The organism is Candidatus Palauibacter sp., assembly GCF_965213655.1.
Classification (GTDB): Bacteria; Gemmatimonadota; Gemmatimonadetes; order Palauibacterales; family Palauibacteraceae; genus Palauibacter.
In genome coordinates, this window is record NZ_CBDBZT010000003.1 from 660,571 (window position 1) to 676,351 (window position 15,781).

General features: G+C 67.8%; 15 protein-coding genes. 14 read left to right on the top strand and 1 reads right to left on the bottom strand.

Annotated elements, in window-relative coordinates:
• Positions 1-14 precede the first annotated feature (14 nt).
• Both ACOOGH_RS05075 and ACOOGH_RS05080 read left to right on the top strand, forming a co-directional pair.
• Positions 15-833, top strand: coding sequence for a biotin--[acetyl-CoA-carboxylase] ligase (locus tag ACOOGH_RS05075; protein ID WP_420447892.1), 819 nt, complete (start codon positions 15-17; stop codon positions 831-833).
• Positions 834-837: 4 nt separating this feature from the next.
• The gene (locus tag ACOOGH_RS05080) at positions 838-1,617 is read left to right on the top strand and encodes a type III pantothenate kinase (protein WP_420447893.1); all 780 of its coding nucleotides are present in this window, start codon (positions 838-840) and stop codon (positions 1,615-1,617) included.
• On the opposite strand, the gene ACOOGH_RS05085 is transcribed toward ACOOGH_RS05080, so the two are convergent.
• The gene (locus ACOOGH_RS05085; RefSeq protein ID WP_420447894.1) at positions 1,614-1,838 is read right to left on the bottom strand and encodes a hypothetical protein; all 225 of its coding nucleotides are present in this window, start codon (positions 1,836-1,838) and stop codon (positions 1,614-1,616) included. The genes ACOOGH_RS05080 and ACOOGH_RS05085 overlap by 4 nt on opposite strands.
• Positions 1,839-2,056: 218 nt before the next feature.
• On the opposite strand from ACOOGH_RS05085, the gene groES reads away from it, so the two are divergent.
• The 12 genes from groES (at position 2,057) to ACOOGH_RS05145 (ending at position 15,674) form a co-directional block, all read left to right on the top strand.
• Complete coding sequence (gene groES, locus ACOOGH_RS05090) at positions 2,057-2,365, top strand: co-chaperone GroES (RefSeq protein ID WP_420447895.1); 309 nt, start codon at positions 2,057-2,059, stop codon at positions 2,363-2,365.
• 71 nt (positions 2,366-2,436) lie between these two features.
• The gene (gene groL, locus ACOOGH_RS05095) at positions 2,437-4,080 is read left to right on the top strand and encodes a chaperonin GroEL (protein WP_420447896.1); all 1,644 of its coding nucleotides are present in this window, start codon (positions 2,437-2,439) and stop codon (positions 4,078-4,080) included.
• Positions 4,081-4,333: 253 nt separating this feature from the next.
• Positions 4,334-6,094, top strand: coding sequence for a hypothetical protein (locus tag ACOOGH_RS05100; RefSeq protein ID WP_420447897.1), 1,761 nt, complete (start codon positions 4,334-4,336; stop codon positions 6,092-6,094).
• 140 nt (positions 6,095-6,234) lie between these two features.
• Complete coding sequence (locus tag ACOOGH_RS05105) at positions 6,235-8,178, top strand: hypothetical protein (RefSeq protein WP_420447898.1); 1,944 nt, start codon at positions 6,235-6,237, stop codon at positions 8,176-8,178.
• An 86-nt stretch (positions 8,179-8,264) separates the two neighbouring features.
• Positions 8,265-10,208, top strand: coding sequence for a threonine--tRNA ligase (thrS, locus tag ACOOGH_RS05110; protein ID WP_420447899.1), 1,944 nt, complete (start codon positions 8,265-8,267; stop codon positions 10,206-10,208).
• Between the two features lie 214 nt (positions 10,209-10,422).
• Positions 10,423-10,935 carry a translation initiation factor IF-3 gene (gene infC, locus ACOOGH_RS05115; protein WP_420447900.1) on the top strand — a complete coding sequence of 171 codons (513 nt, stop codon included), beginning with the start codon at positions 10,423-10,425 and terminating at the stop codon, positions 10,933-10,935.
• Positions 10,936-11,001: 66 nt separating this feature from the next.
• Positions 11,002-11,196, top strand: a complete 195-nt coding sequence (gene rpmI, locus ACOOGH_RS05120; RefSeq protein ID WP_419937369.1) for a 50S ribosomal protein L35 — start codon at positions 11,002-11,004, stop codon at positions 11,194-11,196.
• Positions 11,197-11,257: 61 nt separating this feature from the next.
• On the top strand, positions 11,258-11,614 hold the full coding sequence (rplT, locus tag ACOOGH_RS05125; protein WP_420441172.1) for a 50S ribosomal protein L20: 357 nt from the start codon (positions 11,258-11,260) through the stop codon (positions 11,612-11,614).
• Positions 11,611-12,645, top strand: a complete 1,035-nt coding sequence (gene pheS, locus ACOOGH_RS05130) for a phenylalanine--tRNA ligase subunit alpha (protein ID WP_420447901.1) — start codon at positions 11,611-11,613, stop codon at positions 12,643-12,645. Before rplT ends, pheS begins: the two co-directional genes overlap by 4 nt.
• Positions 12,642-15,134 carry a phenylalanine--tRNA ligase subunit beta gene (gene pheT / locus ACOOGH_RS05135; protein WP_420447902.1) on the top strand — a complete coding sequence of 831 codons (2,493 nt, stop codon included), beginning with the start codon at positions 12,642-12,644 and terminating at the stop codon, positions 15,132-15,134. The genes pheS and pheT overlap by 4 nt, the downstream gene beginning before the upstream one ends.
• A complete protein-coding gene (locus tag ACOOGH_RS05140; RefSeq protein ID WP_420447903.1) occupies positions 15,112-15,372 on the top strand; it encodes a hypothetical protein in 261 nt (86 codons plus the stop codon). The genes pheT and ACOOGH_RS05140 overlap by 23 nt, the downstream gene beginning before the upstream one ends.
• The gene (locus ACOOGH_RS05145; RefSeq protein ID WP_420447904.1) at positions 15,369-15,674 is read left to right on the top strand and encodes a cell division protein ZapA; all 306 of its coding nucleotides are present in this window, start codon (positions 15,369-15,371) and stop codon (positions 15,672-15,674) included. Before ACOOGH_RS05140 ends, ACOOGH_RS05145 begins: the two co-directional genes overlap by 4 nt.
• The last annotated feature ends 107 nt before the right edge of the window (positions 15,675-15,781 follow it).

Here is a 15,781-nt window from a genome sequence, read left to right on the forward strand (position 1 = left end):
TGGATGGCTGTTGAATGACTGACGTCGGAGCCACCATGCTCGCAGAACAGGCAGAACGCTGGGCCGGGGAGCCCGTCGCGACGCTGCGCGAGCACTGGGACCGGGAGTCGGTCTACGCATTCGATCGCATCCCTTCGACCAATGACCTCGCGCGCGAACTAGCGGAGGGCGGGGCGCCTTCCGGCACGATCGTGCTCTGCCGCCAGCAGACGGCCGGGCGCGGGAGGGCGGGCCGAAGCTGGAGTTCTCCGGCCGGAGCCGGCCTCTACCTCAGCATGGTGTTCCGGCCGCGTGCGGCCACGGTTCCGCCGCTCGTGACGGTCGTCGCGGGCGTCGATCTGGCGCGCGAACTGAACCGGCGCTTTCCGGGCGCGGGGGTTGCCGTGAAATGGCCCAACGACCTCATGGCGCGGGAGCGGAAGCTGGGCGGCATCCTCGCCGAGATGACCCGGGATGGCGAGAAAGGCGTTTTCCTCGTCGTCGGCGTCGGCCTCAACGTCGAGGCCGGCCGGCTTCCGGACGACGTGAAAGGAGCGGTGGCCTTCGCCGACTGCGTGGGTCCGACGCGCCTGGTCGACGTCGCGGACGCGGTCGTCGCCGGACTCGAGCGACGTCTCCCGAGGGTTCCCACCTCACTGGACGCGGGGGCGCTCGACGAACTCGACCGACTTGACTGGCTCAGGAACCGCTGGGTGGAGCACCGGCTCTCGGACCGTGAACCGGCCATCGGCCTCGCCGCCGGGATCGCCCCGGATGGCGCCCTCCTGCTGCGTCCGCGCGCGGGCGCCCTGCGCCGCGTCGTCGCGGGATCCATCGCCCTCGGCGGAGGCTGATCCCATGCTCCTCACGGTCGATATCGGGAATACCGAATCCGTTCTCGGATGGTTCGAGGATCTCACGCCCGTACACACGTGGCGGATCGCGACGGACCGTCGCCGAACGGCGGACGAGATCACACTGCAGCTCCGCGGGCTCCTCGGGGCGCAGGAGTTGCCGGCGCCGGAGCGGATCGTCGTCGCTTCCGTCGTCCCCGCGCTGCACCGAATCTGGCTAGCCGTGGGCGGGACCCTCGACGCCCCGCTGCGCTTCCTCAACGGCGGCTCTCCCATCCCCGTCCGGCTCGACGTCGACCATCCCCTCGAAGTCGGCGCCGACCGCATCGCGAACACGCTCGCCGCGGCGGAACTCTACCGTCGTGACACCGTCGTGGTGGATCTCGGGACGGCGACGACCTTCGATTGCATCACGGCCGAGGGCGACTTCGTCGGCGGGGTCATCGCGCCAGGCCCCACGGCCGGCACGGACCAGCTCGCGCGCGCCACGGCGCAACTTCCCCAGATCCATGTGGAGAAACCGGCGCGGGTCATCGGCCGCAACACGCAGGATTGTCTGCTGAGCGGCGGGTTCTACTCGGTCGTGGAGGGGATCGACGGCATCGTGGGACGGATCGTCGAGGAATGGGGGCGCGATCCGCTCATCGTTGCGACGGGCGGACTCGCCCGGGTCGTGGGCTCGCACTGCCGCAGCGTGGACCGTATCGAACCGGCGCTGACGATCACCGGCCTGGCGATCGCGGACCGATACCTGTTCGGCGGACCCTCCGACCCGGCCGGCTAGCTACCGGAGCCGCGGAAGAAAGCGGCGCCTCCGCAGCACTTCTCCTTCACCTTGTTCGCGAAATCCGGATTGATCATCCGCACGATCAGATAGAAGATCGCGATGAAGAACGCGACCTTGACCGCCATCCACACGAGGGGCAGGAGGACGGAAAACAGGATCCCCGTCACCCACAGACCCACCGCGCCGGCGGCTACCAGCACTGCAGCAGCACGAAACATGTCGACCTCCCTTTCTGGCCGCCCCTACGATAGGCGTGCGGGGCCGGTTTCATAACCCCCGGCGACCGGATAGCCCCCTTGATCGGAACGGACTCCCCGCATATCTTCGGCCTCGCCTTGGCACTCATTGCACGAGAGTGCTAACAGCCGCGGGGATCTCTCGCGGTTTTCAGCCGAAGGATCACCCAATACCGAAGGTCCAAGGAGGGACAGGCAAGATGGCAACCGCCTCGAACACGAAGCTGAACATCTCCCCCATGGCCGACCGCATCGTGGTCGCGCCGCTCGAGGAGACCGAGGAGATGCGCGGTGGGCTGTACATTCCGGACACCGCGAAGGAGAAGCCCCAGCAGGGCACGGTCGTCGCCGTGGGCCCCGGCCGCATGAACGACGACGGCGAGCGCATCCCGATGGAAGTCAACAACGGAGATCGTGTGCTCTACGGGAAATACGCCGGGACCGAAGTTTCCCTGGATGGTGACGACTACCTCATCGTGAAGGAAAGCGACGTTCTGGCCGTCCTCTAGCCGCCACCGCGGTAGACGGCGGGTCAAACCCGTTGACTGATGCGCCCGGATAGCCGGGCGAAGGAGATGAAATGGCGAAGGATCTTGAATTCGATACCGCGGCACGGCAGCGCCTGAAGGCGGGCGTCGACAAGCTCGCGCGCGCGGTCAAGGTCACGCTCGGCCCCAAGGGGCGGAACGTGGTCCTCGAGAAGAAGTTCGGCAGCCCGACGATCACGAAGGACGGCGTCACGGTTGCCAAGGAAGTCGAGCTGGATGATCCGGTCGAGGATCTCGGCGCGAAGATGGTGAAGGAAGTCGCGACGAAGACGTCCGACGCGGCCGGAGACGGCACGACGACGGCGACGGTCCTCGCGCAGTCGATCTTCACCGAGGGCCTGAAGAGCGTGACGGCGGGTGCGAACCCGATGGCGCTCAAGCGGGGCATCGACAAGTCCGTCGAGGCGATCGTCGCGAACCTGCATTCGCTCTCGGTCGAGACCTCCGGCAAGAAGGAAATCGCCCAGGTCGCGGCCATCTCGGCCAACAGCGACCAGGAGATCGGCGACCTGATCGCCGACGCGATGGAGAAGGTCGGCAAGGACGGCGTCATCACGGTCGAAGAGGCGCGTGGCCTCGAGACCGAGCTGGAGACCGTGGACGGGATGCAGTTCGACCGCGGCTATCTCTCGCCGTACTTCGTCACGGATCCGGACAAGATGGAGGTCGTCCTCGACGAGCCGATCATCCTGATCCACGACAAGAAGGTCTCGGCCATGAAGGACCTGCTTCCGGTCCTCGAGAAGGTGGCCCAGATGGGCAAGCCCCTCCTGATCGTGGCGGAGGACGTCGAGGGCGAGGCGCTCGCCACACTCGTCGTCAACAAGCTGCGCGGGACGCTCAAGGTCGCGGCCGTCAAGGCGCCCGGCTTCGGCGACCGCCGCAAGCAGATGCTGCAGGATGTCGCGATCCTCACCGGTGGCCAGGTGATCTCCGAGGAACTCGGCTTCAAGCTCGAGAACACGGTGGTCGGCGACCTGGGCCAGGCGAAGCGGATCGTCATCGACAAGGACAACACGACGATCGTCGACGGTGCCGGCGACGGGGATCGGATCCAGGGCCGCATCAGCGAGATCAAGGTCGCGATCGACAAGTCGACGTCCGACTACGACCGTGAGAAGCTGCAGGAGCGGCTGGCGAAGCTGGCGGGCGGCGTGGCGGTCATCAACGTGGGTGCCGCTACCGAGACCGAGATGAAGGAGAAGAAGGCTCGCGTCGAGGACGCGCTGCACGCGACCCGCGCGGCCGTGGAGGAGGGCATCGTTCCCGGCGGCGGCGTGGCGCTTCTGCGGAGCCAGATGGCGCTCGACGGCCTCGAGGGTGCCGATTCGGACGAGAGCATCGGGATCCAGATCGTGCGGCGCGCGGTGGAAGAGCCGATCCGAACGATCGCCTCGAACGCCGGGGCCGAGGGCTCGATCATCGTCGAGAAGGTCCGCGAAGCGGACGGCCGGAACACCGGCTACAACGCGGCCAGCGGCGATTACGAAGACATGGTGAAGGCCGGCGTCATCGACCCGACCAAGGTCACGCGTACCGCGCTGCAGAACGCAGCCTCGATCGCGGGTCTGCTGCTCACGACCGAGGCGGTCGTGGTGGAGCGGCCCGATTCGGAGGATCCCGCGGCGGCGGCCGGCGGCGGCATGCCCGGCGGCGGCATGGGCGGCATGTACTAGCCGTTCGTCTCGGGGGGCGGTTCGCCGTCCCCGTCGCACCGAGTGTACGAGAAGGACGGAAGGCCCGGCTTCGGCCGGGCCTTCGCGCATCCGGCTCCCGCGGTTAGGATGTCCCGCGATGTCCTTGCTCAAACTTCATTTGGGGTCTTCGGTGGCTCCCGGAGGTGCGGCGCGGACGGCGCTCTGCGTCGCTGTCCTGGCTCAAGTGGCGTGCTCGGACGCAACGGGTCCGGACGGAGAGCTCTGTCCCGCCGTGGCGGGGCGGGGCGCCACCCGCGTCACGCTGGCGCTCGCGCCCGGGGAGATGTGCGTCCTCCCGGCGGGAGGGACCCAGGTGGTGGAGATCGGGGCGGGTGACGCCTCGGCGCGCTACCTGATGGTCGTGCAGAGCGCCCTGCAGACGCCGGGGGCGACGACTCGCCTCCGGCTTGCGGCGCAGGCGGAGGGGGCGGCGGCCGCCCGGGTCCCGCCGGTCGCCACCCCTGCGCGCACGGCACCGGCTGATGATTTCGGCTTCGAGGACGGCGGAATCGACCTTGAGGAGGCGTCGCGGGCCGAACTCGCCTTCCGGGCGAATGCCCGCCGCGCCGTGCTGGAGGCGCGACCCCTGCGCCAGGTCCGCGCCAGCCCGACAGGTCCCGGACCGGTGCGTGCGAGTGCGACCTCCTCCGCTGTAATGCCCCCTTCCGTAGGTGACACGGTGATGTTCAGCAATGCCGTGCATCCGGATCTCGAGGTGGATTGCGATGGGATCCACGACGTAACTGCGGTCGTCCGCGCGGTGGGCCCGAACTTCGCGGTCGTGGAGGATCTGGATGGGGCCGGCGTCGTGCTCGATGGCGGTTACGAGAGTGTCCTCGGAGCGCTCGAAAGGGGGGTCTTCCCCGTCCTCTCGGCTTACTTCGGTGAACCCGCGGACCTGGATCGAAACGGCGTCGTATGGATCCTGTTCACACCTGTCGTGAACCGGACCACGCCCCGGGACAGCGATACCCGGATCTCCGGGTTCTTCAATCCGGCGGATCTGGCCGATCCCGAGAGTTGCCCCGCGTCCAACGGCGGGGAGATCCTTTACCTCCTCGCACCCGATCCCGATGGGCGGTTCTCCAAGCCAGTACCCGAAGAATTCGCCACGACCGGGGCGATCGGCGTGGCGGCGCACGAACTGGCTCACCTCATTTCGGCCGAGCGCCGCACAGTGCTTTCCCAGGGCTCGTTCGCGAGCCTCGAGGTGACCTGGCTGAGCGAGGCGCTGGCTCATTCGGCGGAGACGTTCATCGGGATGTCCGGTGCATTCCTGGGCCCGGGGGCCAACTACGGCTTCGAGGAACTCTTCGCCAATTCCGGCAATTTCGAGACCTTCCACCTCCCGAACTTCCGGCGCGCCGCGTTCTACCTGCACGGCCCGCATCGGACCCCCGCATTGGGGGATGCCGACTTGCGCGACCCCGGAGGCATTTCCTCGCTCGCCATGCGAGGGTTCGGCTGGCTCTTTCTGCGCTGGCTCGCGGATCAGTACGCGACGGGCGGCGGCGGACTGCTCGGCGGCGTCGCGGAGGAGGCCATTTTCCACGACCTGGCGGGAGGGGGGAACGGGCGTGCGCGGGGCATCGAAAATGTCGAGCGGGTCGCGTCGGCGCACGGTGGGCCGGCCACATGGGACGACCTCCTGGCTTCCTGGACCCTTGCCCCGATCGCGGACGATCAGCCCGGCGCGCCCCCCTCGACGCAGGTGACGACACTGCAAATTCGCGACGTGTTCGCGGGTCTGCACCGGGAGCTGCAGGGAAAGCGCCCCTTCGCGACGGCCTTTCCGCTCCGCGCGACGGAGATCGCGCTCGCCGCCGGGACGGATGCCCGGATCGATTTCGAACTCGGCGCCTCGACAGGCTACTACTTCACTCTCGAGAGCGCGGGGCCGCACCCGCAGATGCGTGTGGAGCTGACGACCCAGGCCGGTCTCGCCGTCCCCTCTTCCCAGGAAATCCGCATCGTTGCTCTCCGGATTCGCTGACCCGGTGTGGTGTCTGCCGGTTCACACGCGCCTACGGGCACGGAGCGCGAACGGCGGGTATCTTGGCGTCGGAGCGGCCGGCCGACCCGACGAACCGGCGGCCCGCGGACGGCGCCACGGAGATCAACTTTGAGACACCCATGCTGAAACTACGAGACAGGTGGCCACGCCTCGGGCTGGCGTTCTCCGGTCTCACGCTGGCCGCGTGCGGCGGCGGGACGACGGATCCGCCGCCTCCTCCTCCCCCTCCCCCGCTCGCCTCGGGGTGCGGAGGGGTGGCCACGCCGTCCGTGTCCGCCACGCTGGACCTGACTCCCGGCCAGCATGTCACGCTGGATGCCGCCGCGGACGTGCGCGCCTTTCGGCTGGCCGGAGGAGATTCGCCGCGCGACTACCAGGTGATCGTGCAGAGTGCGTCGCAAGCGCCCGGGCAGAGCGTGGACGGCTGCATGCGCATCCGCGCCGAGCGCGCCTCGGGGAACGTGACCCCGTCCCGCGCGCCCCGTCTCACGCCCACCGGCGGAGAATTGAACCGCAACCTTCAGCGCCGGGTGTCATGGTTCGAGCGTGAACGCCTCCTCCGGGAGCGGGATCTCCGGGAACTCGCGGCGGTGGGTGCCCAGCCCGTGAGGCCCGGGGCTCGGGGCCTCCACCCTCCGAGTCTCGCCGATGCGCGGCGGCCGCCGGATCTCGGAGACACACTCTCCTTCAGGATCGGCGTGGGCGCGAATCTGGTCGTAAACTGCCGCAACCCGACGACCGTCACCGGCGAGGTCAGGTACGCGGGAGAGCACTTCACCATCGTGGAAGACCTCCAGTTCCACGATCAGCCGGATAGCGACCGATTCTCGACGGAGGATTTCGAGGCCATCGGCCGGCAACTCGACGAAGTCGTATATCCGGTGGACGTCGCCTACTTCGGCGAACCTGCGGACATCGACGACAACGGGACCGTCTTCGCCCTTATTACGGCCGAGGTGAACAAGCTCACGCCCGCAGGAGAGCAGAGCGTCGTCGCCGGCTTCTTCCTCGCGCGGGACCTCACGACGAGATCGAGCTGCGCGGCCTCGAACGAGGGGGAGATCTTCTATCTCGTGGGTCCGGATCCGGACGAGGACTTCGGCGCGGACATCAGCCTCAACTTCGCGCACGGGCTCGCGCGGTCGACAGTAGCGCACGAATTCGCGCACCTGCTCAACACGCAGCAGCGCGTCACGCTCGGGGGCGGCAACATCTTTGGGGATCGAGAGGTCGCGTGGCTCGATGAGGGGATGGCCCACCTCGCCGAGGAGGTCGCCGGTTTGCGGGCCGCGGGCCTGGGGACGAGGGCGAACCTCGACTTGGACATGATCACGGCGAGCGAGGAACAACTTGCCATCTACAACCATTTTCACGTCGTGAATCAGATTCGCCTCGGCCGTTTTCTGCGGGGCGGCTGTCCGACGCCGGATCCCAATGGTCCGGCGGCCACGCGAGTGCTCGGGGACGCGGCCGGCGAAGATCCCGGCGGGGTGGAGTCCCTGGCCTTCCGCGGCTTCGCGTACGGGTTCGCACGCTGGCTCGGCGACCAGTTCGGTGCGCCCGGGAGCGGGGGAGCGCTTCCCGGAAGCAGGGAGGAAGAGCTGTTCCGGTACCTGACTTCGGGCGGGCCCGCGCACTTCAAGGGCATCACCAACGTGGAACGGACACTTCAGACCGTGGCCGGCGTGAACATGGAATGGGAGGAGGTTCTCTCCCTGTACCTGACTTCGCTCATTGCGGATGACCGGGTGCCGGCAGCGGCGGATCCCCGGACTCAGTGGTCGACCTGGAATCTCCCGGGGCTGTACAGGCAACTCAGCGAATCCAATCTCGGGGACAACTGTCCGTTCACGCGCGTTTTCCCGCTCACGCCATCGCGGATGAACTTGCATGTATCGACGAACAGCTCGACCGAGTTCACGATGAACTCCTCCACGGGGCGCTATTTCTCTCTCGTGAGTTCCGGCGCGGCGCCCGGCTTGATCCTCGAGGTCATGGACCGGGCCGGGGCGGACCTTCCGCCGCGCGCGAGGGCGCAGGTTACGATCCTCCGGACGCGTTGACGGATGTTTGGCGATCGGGCCACGCGACCCTAGCTTCCGCGTCCACTGACAGCTTCCATCCAAATCGTGCATCGACGGGTAGGCCGATGAACGACTCCCAGATCTCAATCAAGCTCCCCGATGGTTCCTCTAGGGAGCTGCCTCGTGGTTCCAGCGCCGCCGATCTTGCTGCAGCCATAGGCCCCGGACTGGCCCGAGCGGCGGTCGCCGCCCGTGTGAACGGTGCGCTCACCGACCTCTCGGCCCCGCTCCTGGACGGGGCCGAGGTCGCGATCGTGACGCGCAGCGACGAGGATCCCGACGCGCTCTACGTCCTTAGGCACTCTGCGGCGCACGCACTCGCCACGGCCGTGCGGGAGCTGTATCCGGGGGCGGGCATCGGCTTCGGGCCCCCGATCGACGACGGCTTTTATTACGACTTCGAGGTCCCGGCGCCCTTCACGCCCGAGGATCTGGAGAAGATCGAGCGCACGATGGCGGAGGTCGCGGGGGCCGATGATCCGTTCGAGCGTCGCGAGGTCTCGCGTGACGAAGCCCTGGAACTGTTCGCCGATGATGCGCTCAAGCTGGAGCGGCTGGACGAAATCCCGGCGGACGAGGCGATCTCCGTCTATCGCAACGGGCCGTTCCTCGACCTTTGCCGGGGGCCGCACGCTCCTCGCACCGGTGAGATCCGACACTTCCGGGTTCTGAACGCCGCGGGAGCCTATTGGCGCGGCGATGAACGCCGCCAGATGCTGCAGCGCATCTACGGGACGGCCTTCTATTCGCGAGACGCGCTCGAGGCCTACAGCACGCGGATCGATGAGGCCCGGAAGCGGGACCACCGGAAGCTGGGCAGGGAACTGGATCTGTTCTCGATCCAGGACGAGATCGGTCCCGGGCTCGTGTGCTGGCACCCGAAGGGCGCGCGCGTGCAACTGGAACTCCGGCGCTGGATCGAGGACCTGCAGTACTCTCGCGGCTACGAATTCGTGTACACGCCTCATGTCTCCAGTGAGGCGCTCTTCCGGCGCTCCGGACACCTGCCCAACTACGCGGAGAACATGTACCCCCGCATGGAGAGCGAGGACGGGGAAGCCTTTCGCGTGAAGCCGATGAACTGTCCCGGCCACATCACGATCTACGCGGCGAATCCCCGCAGCTACCGGGACCTTCCCGTGCGCCTGTCCGAGGTCGCCAACGTGTACCGCCACGAACGGTCGGGGACGCTGCACGGCCTGCTGCGCGTGCGGATGCTCACGATGGACGACGGGCACGTCTTCTGCACCTCCGACCAGATCGAAGACGAGATCTTCATCTGTCTGGAACTCGTGGACACGGTGATGACGACGCTGGGCCTCGACTATCGGTTCGACCTCTCGACCCGTCCGCACGGGGAGAAGCGAATCGGCAATGACGAGGTCTGGGACATGGCGGAGGACGCCCTGCGCGAGGCGCTGGAGCGCGGTGGCCTCGACTACGAGCTGGACGAGGGCGGGGGCGCCTTCTACGGCCCGAAGATCGACATAAAGTACAAGGACGCGATCGGGCGCGAATGGCAGGGGGCGACCATCCAGCTCGACTTCAACCTGCCCGAGCGCTTCGAACTCGAGTACATGGGCCCGGACAACAGGCCCCACCGGCCCGTGATGATCCACCGCGCCATCTTCGGCACGCTGGAGCGCTTCACGGGCGTGCTCATCGAGCACTTCGCGGGGGCCTTCCCGCCCTGGCTCGCGCCCGTACAGGTGCGGGTCCTGCCCATCACCGACGGGCACGCGCCCGCGGCCGGCGGCATCCGCGATCGCCTCGCCGCCGAAGGACTGCGAGTGGAACTCGACGACCGCTCCGACACCCTCGGCTACCGCATCCGCGACGGTGAACTGCAGAAGATTCCGTACCTCCTCGTCGTCGGAGACCGTGAGATCGAGGCCGGCACCGTGGCCGTCCGCGCCCGCGGCGCGAAACGCAAGCAGGAGGTCGTCCCGCTGGATGATTTCGCCTCGCGGGTCCGCCACCGCGTCGAGACCCGGTCTCTCGAAACCTGACGTCAAGAGACGCCCGGGCCGCTCTCTCGTTGACAGGAGGGCCTCCCGGGGGCACTTTTCCGGCGTTGGAAAAACAGACAAGCGGGGCCGCGTTGCCCCCACCCTACCGGCGCACGGAATCGTGCTGCTGCCGGGTCTCGGTCGCACTCCCCGCGTGGGACGTGCCTTCGTGCCCGGTCGGCAAACGCCGATGCGGGCTTTCTTATGAGGTGCAGTGAACGGAGATCCCAGAGTCAACGACAAGATCCGGATCAGCCCGATCCGGCTCATCGACGAGGAGGGCACCCAGCTCGGCATCGTCGCGACGGACGAAGCTCGCGCCCTCGCGACCGAACGCGGACTCGACCTGGTCGAGGTGGCGCCCGGCGCGCGACCGCCGGTCTGCCGGCTCATGGACTTCGGAAAGTACAAGTACGCGCAGGCGAGGAAGGCGCGGGAGGCGAAGAAGAAACAGCACATCATCCACGTCAAGGAAGTGAAGCTGCGGCCGAAGATCGAGGCGCACGACATCGACTTCAAGATGCGGCACGCGCGCAGGTTCCTCGGGGATGGTGACAAGGTGAAGTTCACGCTGATGTTCCGGGGACGCGAGGTCACGCACCCGGAGCGGGGGCGGCGGATCCTTGAAATGGTGAAGGACGAGTTGGAGGACATCGCGGTTGTGGAGTCGGACATCGCCCATGAGGGTCGCACGATGACCATGCTGATGGGACCGCACCGCACGTAGTCCACTCCAGAACGACGACTCCGTCCCGGACGGTCACGGACGGAGCTGAACCGGAGCATACGCAACATGCCGAAAATGAAGACGAACCGGTCCGCGGCCAAGCGGTTTCGAAAGACCGGCAGCGGGAAGTACCGCCGCCGGCGTGCCTACCACAGCCACATCCTGACGAAGAAGAGCCCCAAGCGTAAGCGGCGGCTGCGTCAGGGGACCCTTGTGGCGAAGGCGGACGAGAAGCGGGTGAAGCGACTCCTGGGCGAATAGCCGCCCATTCCCCCACAGTGCCCCCGGACAGTCCCGGTATCAGGAATCAGGAGGTGCGGTCATGCCACGCGCGACGAGCAGCGTTGCACGTAACCGTCGAAAAAAGAAGATCCTCAAGGAAGCCCGCGGCCAGTTCGGCGCGCGGTCGAAGCTATATCGGACCGCGAAGAACTCGGTCGAGCGCGGCTGGGCCTATGCATATGTCGACCGGCGCAAGAAGAAGCGCGACTTTCGCCGACTGTGGATCGCCCGCATCAACGCGGCGGCTCGGCAGAACGGAATGTCCTATTCGCGCTTCGTCAGCGGACTGAAGGGTGCTGGCGTCGACCTGAACCGCAAGGTGCTCGCGGACCTCGCCATTCGGGATCCGGCCGCTTTTACCAAGCTTGTCGAGGTGGCCAAAGCGCACGGCCCATGACCCCGGCCGGAGCGTCTCTCCTCGATCGGCTCTCCGCCATCGAGGAGAAGGGGCTCGCCGCGATCGGGGAAGCGGGGGATTCCGCTGCGCTCGAGTCGGCCCGCGTCGACTATCTGGGCCGGAACGGTCAGCTGGCCGAGGTCATGTCCCTGATCGGCACGGTCGAGGCCGCGGCCCGGCGTGACGTCGGACAGCGCGCCAATGCCGTGAAGACGGTGCTGCGTGGAGCCCTCGAGGAGCGGGCCGAGGCGCTGGCGGCAGCCGCCTCCGATCCGCGCGCCCGCATCGATCTCACCCTCCCCGCGCGCGGGCGCTGGGTCGGCGGCGTGCATCCCGTGACCCGCGTCATCGACGAGATCTGCGACATCTTCGCGGAACTCGGCTTCACGCGCGTGCTCGGCCCCGAGATCGAGTCCACATGGTACAACTTCACCGCGCTCAACATTCCGCTCGACCACCCCGCCGCGGATATGATGGACACCTTCTATTTGGAGAAGGACATCGTGTTGCGGACGCACACGTCGCCCGTGCAGGCGCGCGTGATGGAGGCATTCCAGCCGCCCGTCCGGGTCGTCGTGCCGGGGCTCGCGTACCGGCGTGATTCTTTCGATCCCTCGCACGCTCCCGCGTTCGAGCAGATCGAAGGGCTCGCGGTCGACGAAGGCGTGGATTTCGTCGAGTTCCGCGCCGCGATCGAACACTTCGTGCACCATTTCTTCGGTCCGGGGACGAAGAGCCGCTTCCGGCCATCGTTCTACCCCTTCACTGAGCCCTCCGCGGAGGTCGACGTGTCGTGCACGGTGTGCGTCGGGAGCGGCTGCTCCACGTGCAAGCGCACCGGCTGGATCACGATCATGGGAAGCGGGATGGTGGATCCCGCCGTCTTCGAGGCCGTGGGGTACGACCCCGAGCGTTACACGGGCTATGCATTCGGGATGGGACCGGCTCGCATTGCCATGGTGCGGCACGGCATCCCCGACATGCGGCTCCTCTACGAGGGGGAGATGAGCTTTCTGCAGCAGTTCGCATGAACATCTCGTTCAACTGGATCGACGAACTCGTCGGACTGCGCGGGGAACTCCGGGACCCGCGCGTTCTGGCCGAGCGCCTGACCATGACGGCCGCCGCGGTGGAGAAGATCGAAACGGTGGGCGCGGGGCTGGCGGGGATCGTCGTTTCGCGCGTGCTGGAAGCCCGCCCGCACCCGAACGCGGACCGGCTGACCCTGTGCAAGGTGGATCGGGGCGCCGGCGAGGTGCTCGATGTCGTGTGCGGCGCTCCCGTGATCGCGACCGGGGGGCTCTATCCGCATGTGGCGCCCGGCGGCGAACTGCCCGCCGGCTTCCGCATCGAGAGCCGCAAGATTCGCGGCGAACTGAGTCACGGCATGCTGTGTTCGGAGGCCGAACTCGAGCTGGGGCGCGACAAGGGGGGCATCATGCGCCTCGCCGACGGGCTCGAGCCGGGGACGCCGCTCGCCGAGGCGCTGGGGTTGCCCGACACGCGCCTCACGCTGGACCTGAACCCGAACCGGGTCGACCTCGCCTGCCACATGGGGGTCGCCCGCGAGTTGGGCGGGCCTCCGGCGCCGCGCGACTTCGGAGGTGCAAGTTGGTCGCCCGAATGGCGGGACGGCGAGTCCGAGGCGAGCGGAGCCGGGGTCACGGTGCGCATCGAGGACCTCGACCGCTGTTCGCGCTACATGGCCGCCGTCATCCGGGGGATCAGGGTCGGACCGTCGCCGGCGTGGCTCGCGGGCCGACTCCTCGCCGTGGGCGCACGTCCGATCAGCAACGTCGTCGACGCGACGAACTACGTCCTCCTCGAGTACAACCAGCCGCTGCACGCCTTCGACCTCGCGCGGCTGTCCGGTGCGGAGATCCGCGTGCGCGCAGCCGTGGCGGGCGAGCCGCTGACGACGCTGGACGGCCAGGAACACAAGCTCACCCCCGAACAGACGGTGATCGCGGACCGCGATCGCGCGATCGCCTTCGCGGGTGTCATGGGAGGGCTCGACACGGAGGTTACGGGGGACACCGTCGATGTGCTCATCGAGTGCGCTTCGTTCAACCCGGCCGGCGTGCGCAAGACCAGGACCCCGGCCGGACTGTCCACCGACGCGTCCTACCGCTTCGAGCGGGGGATCGATGTCCATGCCCAGGAGCGGGCGCTCACGCGGTGCGTGGAACTCATCCTCGCCACGGCGGGGGGCGAGGCGGACCTCATCGGCCTTCGCGCGGGTCCGCCGCCGGCCCGGATGCCGCCGGTCGAACTCCGAGTCGGCCGCGTGAACCAGGTACTCGGCTTCGGCCTCGACGCGGCGGGCGTGCTCGCGGCACTCGAGCCGATCGGCTTCGAGGCCCTGCCCGCCGCGAGCGGTAACGGCGACGCGGACGCTGCGACCGATCCGCTGCTTGTCTCCGTGCCCGGATGGCGCACCGATGTCCTGCGGGAGATCGATCTCGTGGAGGAAGTCGCGCGCCGGGTCGGGTACGATGCGGGGGCTGGCCAGGACCGCAGGTTCCGGCCCAGCGGGGTGCCTGCGGACCCGAGGGTCGAGAAGGCGGCCAGAGTGCGGAAGATGCTCACGGGACGAGGATTGCTCGAAGCTCGCAGCCTGAGTTTCATGCCGGAGGATTTCCGTGGGAACCGCGCCATCGTCTCGGTGCCGAACCCGCTGTCGGCCGAAGAGAGTTGCCTTCGCTCCGCGATGGTCCCCGTGCTGCTCCGGCGGCTCGAACACAATCTTGCGCGCGGCAATCGCAATGTCCGCCTGTTCGAACTCGGTACCGTGTTCGGGTACGCGGCCGGCGCGGGCACGGAAGAGGACGCGGACGGGACCGGTCGTTTCGAGGAGTCCGGAAGAGTGGGGGCGGTCATCACCGGGACCCGGCGCCCGGATCACTGGTCGGGACCGGCGCTGGATTTCGACCTGTGGGATCTCAAGGAGATGGCCGAGTCGTTCGCGCGCCGACTCTGCGGCGCCGGCCTGGAGCCGCTCGAGGGAGCCCCGGTTGGGGGCGCTCCGGATAGGGGAGCGTCGTCTCTTGCGGGGCCATGGCTATCGGGTGGCGGGTTCCGCGCCGTGAAGGACGGCCGCGTGGTCGGCGTCGCGGGAGCCGTGAACGTGGCGTCGATTGACGCCCCTCCGTGGGCCGCGCCCGCGTTCGGATTGGAGTTCGACCTCGCCGCCGTCGAGGGGCGGACCGCACCTGCTTATCGGAGAACGTCACCGTTCCCGGCCGTGCGCCGAGACCTCTCGATGACAGTGCCCCGAGGCGTCCCCGCCGCGGACATCGAACAGGCGGTGCGGGAAGTGACGTCCGACCTCCTGCGCGATGCGCGCCTCTTCGATGTCTACTCTGGAGATGAGATCGAGGGAGGTCACCTCGGACTGGCATGGACGTTTCGCTTCCGGGCTCCCGACCGTACGCTCACGGATCGGGATGTCGAGTCGGAGATGTCCACGCTATCCAAGGCCTTGGAGAAACGGTTCGGTGCCAGAATCCGGAGGTCCTGACCGGCAAGGGGAAGTTGAGGCACTGCTCGACCGCCTCTCTCGGGCGGCAAGCAGGATCGAGACCCAATGGGATGAACTCCGGGTCGCGGGCCCGGGCGAACCGGCTCCCGCCGAGATCGAGGAGCGGCTCAAGTCGGTGACGGAGGAAAACCGGCGCCTGCGCGAGACACTGGCCGAGGCCAGGGAAAAGGCCCGGCGCCTGCGCAATCGACTGGCTCATGTGGAGGATGAGGTATGAACTCAGGTGATGACTCGCCTCCGATCGTGGTGACGATATTCGGCGATCGATACCGGATCCGGACGGATCGGGGTGAAGCGTACACACGGGCCTGCGCAGAGTACGTGGACGATGCGATCCAGCGCGCGCACGTGGCGGGTGTGGCCGAGCCCCAGCGCGCCGCGATCCTTGCCGCGCTCGAGATCACGGACGAACTCCTCCAGGCCCGCCGCGAGGTCGAGCAACTCACGGACGCCGTCGAGTCGAGAGTCACGGAAGTGACCGAACGGCTCGAGTCCATCGCGGGCGACCCCTCCGCGTAGATTCGGTCTTTGCCTTCGCCCGGGCCGGGATCGCGCCGTCCGCTTGCGGCGTGCAGAGTCCCGAGCAACGTTTCCTGACGGTAGTTAGAGAGACAAGCAGGCAATCG

Excerpts from the sequence above, each read along its gene's own strand:
- ACOOGH_RS05075 (WP_420447892.1), top strand. The coding sequence starts at position 15 with ATGACTGACGTCGGAGCCACCATGCTCGCAGAACAGGCAGAACGCTGG.
- ACOOGH_RS05080 (WP_420447893.1), top strand. The coding sequence starts at position 838 with ATGCTCCTCACGGTCGATATCGGGAATACCGAATCCGTTCTCGGATGG.
- ACOOGH_RS05085 (WP_420447894.1), bottom strand. The coding sequence starts at position 1,838 with ATGTTTCGTGCTGCTGCAGTGCTGGTAGCCGCCGGCGCGGTGGGTCTG.
- groES (WP_420447895.1), top strand. The coding sequence starts at position 2,057 with ATGGCAACCGCCTCGAACACGAAGCTGAACATCTCCCCCATGGCCGAC.
- groL (WP_420447896.1), top strand. The coding sequence starts at position 2,437 with ATGGCGAAGGATCTTGAATTCGATACCGCGGCACGGCAGCGCCTGAAG.
- ACOOGH_RS05105 (WP_420447898.1), top strand. The coding sequence starts at position 6,235 with ATGCTGAAACTACGAGACAGGTGGCCACGCCTCGGGCTGGCGTTCTCC.
- thrS (WP_420447899.1), top strand. The coding sequence starts at position 8,265 with ATGAACGACTCCCAGATCTCAATCAAGCTCCCCGATGGTTCCTCTAGG.
- rpmI (WP_419937369.1), top strand. The coding sequence starts at position 11,002 with ATGCCGAAAATGAAGACGAACCGGTCCGCGGCCAAGCGGTTTCGAAAG.
- rplT (WP_420441172.1), top strand. The coding sequence starts at position 11,258 with ATGCCACGCGCGACGAGCAGCGTTGCACGTAACCGTCGAAAAAAGAAG.
- pheS (WP_420447901.1), top strand. The coding sequence starts at position 11,611 with ATGACCCCGGCCGGAGCGTCTCTCCTCGATCGGCTCTCCGCCATCGAG.
- pheT (WP_420447902.1), top strand. The coding sequence starts at position 12,642 with ATGAACATCTCGTTCAACTGGATCGACGAACTCGTCGGACTGCGCGGG.
- ACOOGH_RS05145 (WP_420447904.1), top strand. The coding sequence starts at position 15,369 with ATGAACTCAGGTGATGACTCGCCTCCGATCGTGGTGACGATATTCGGC.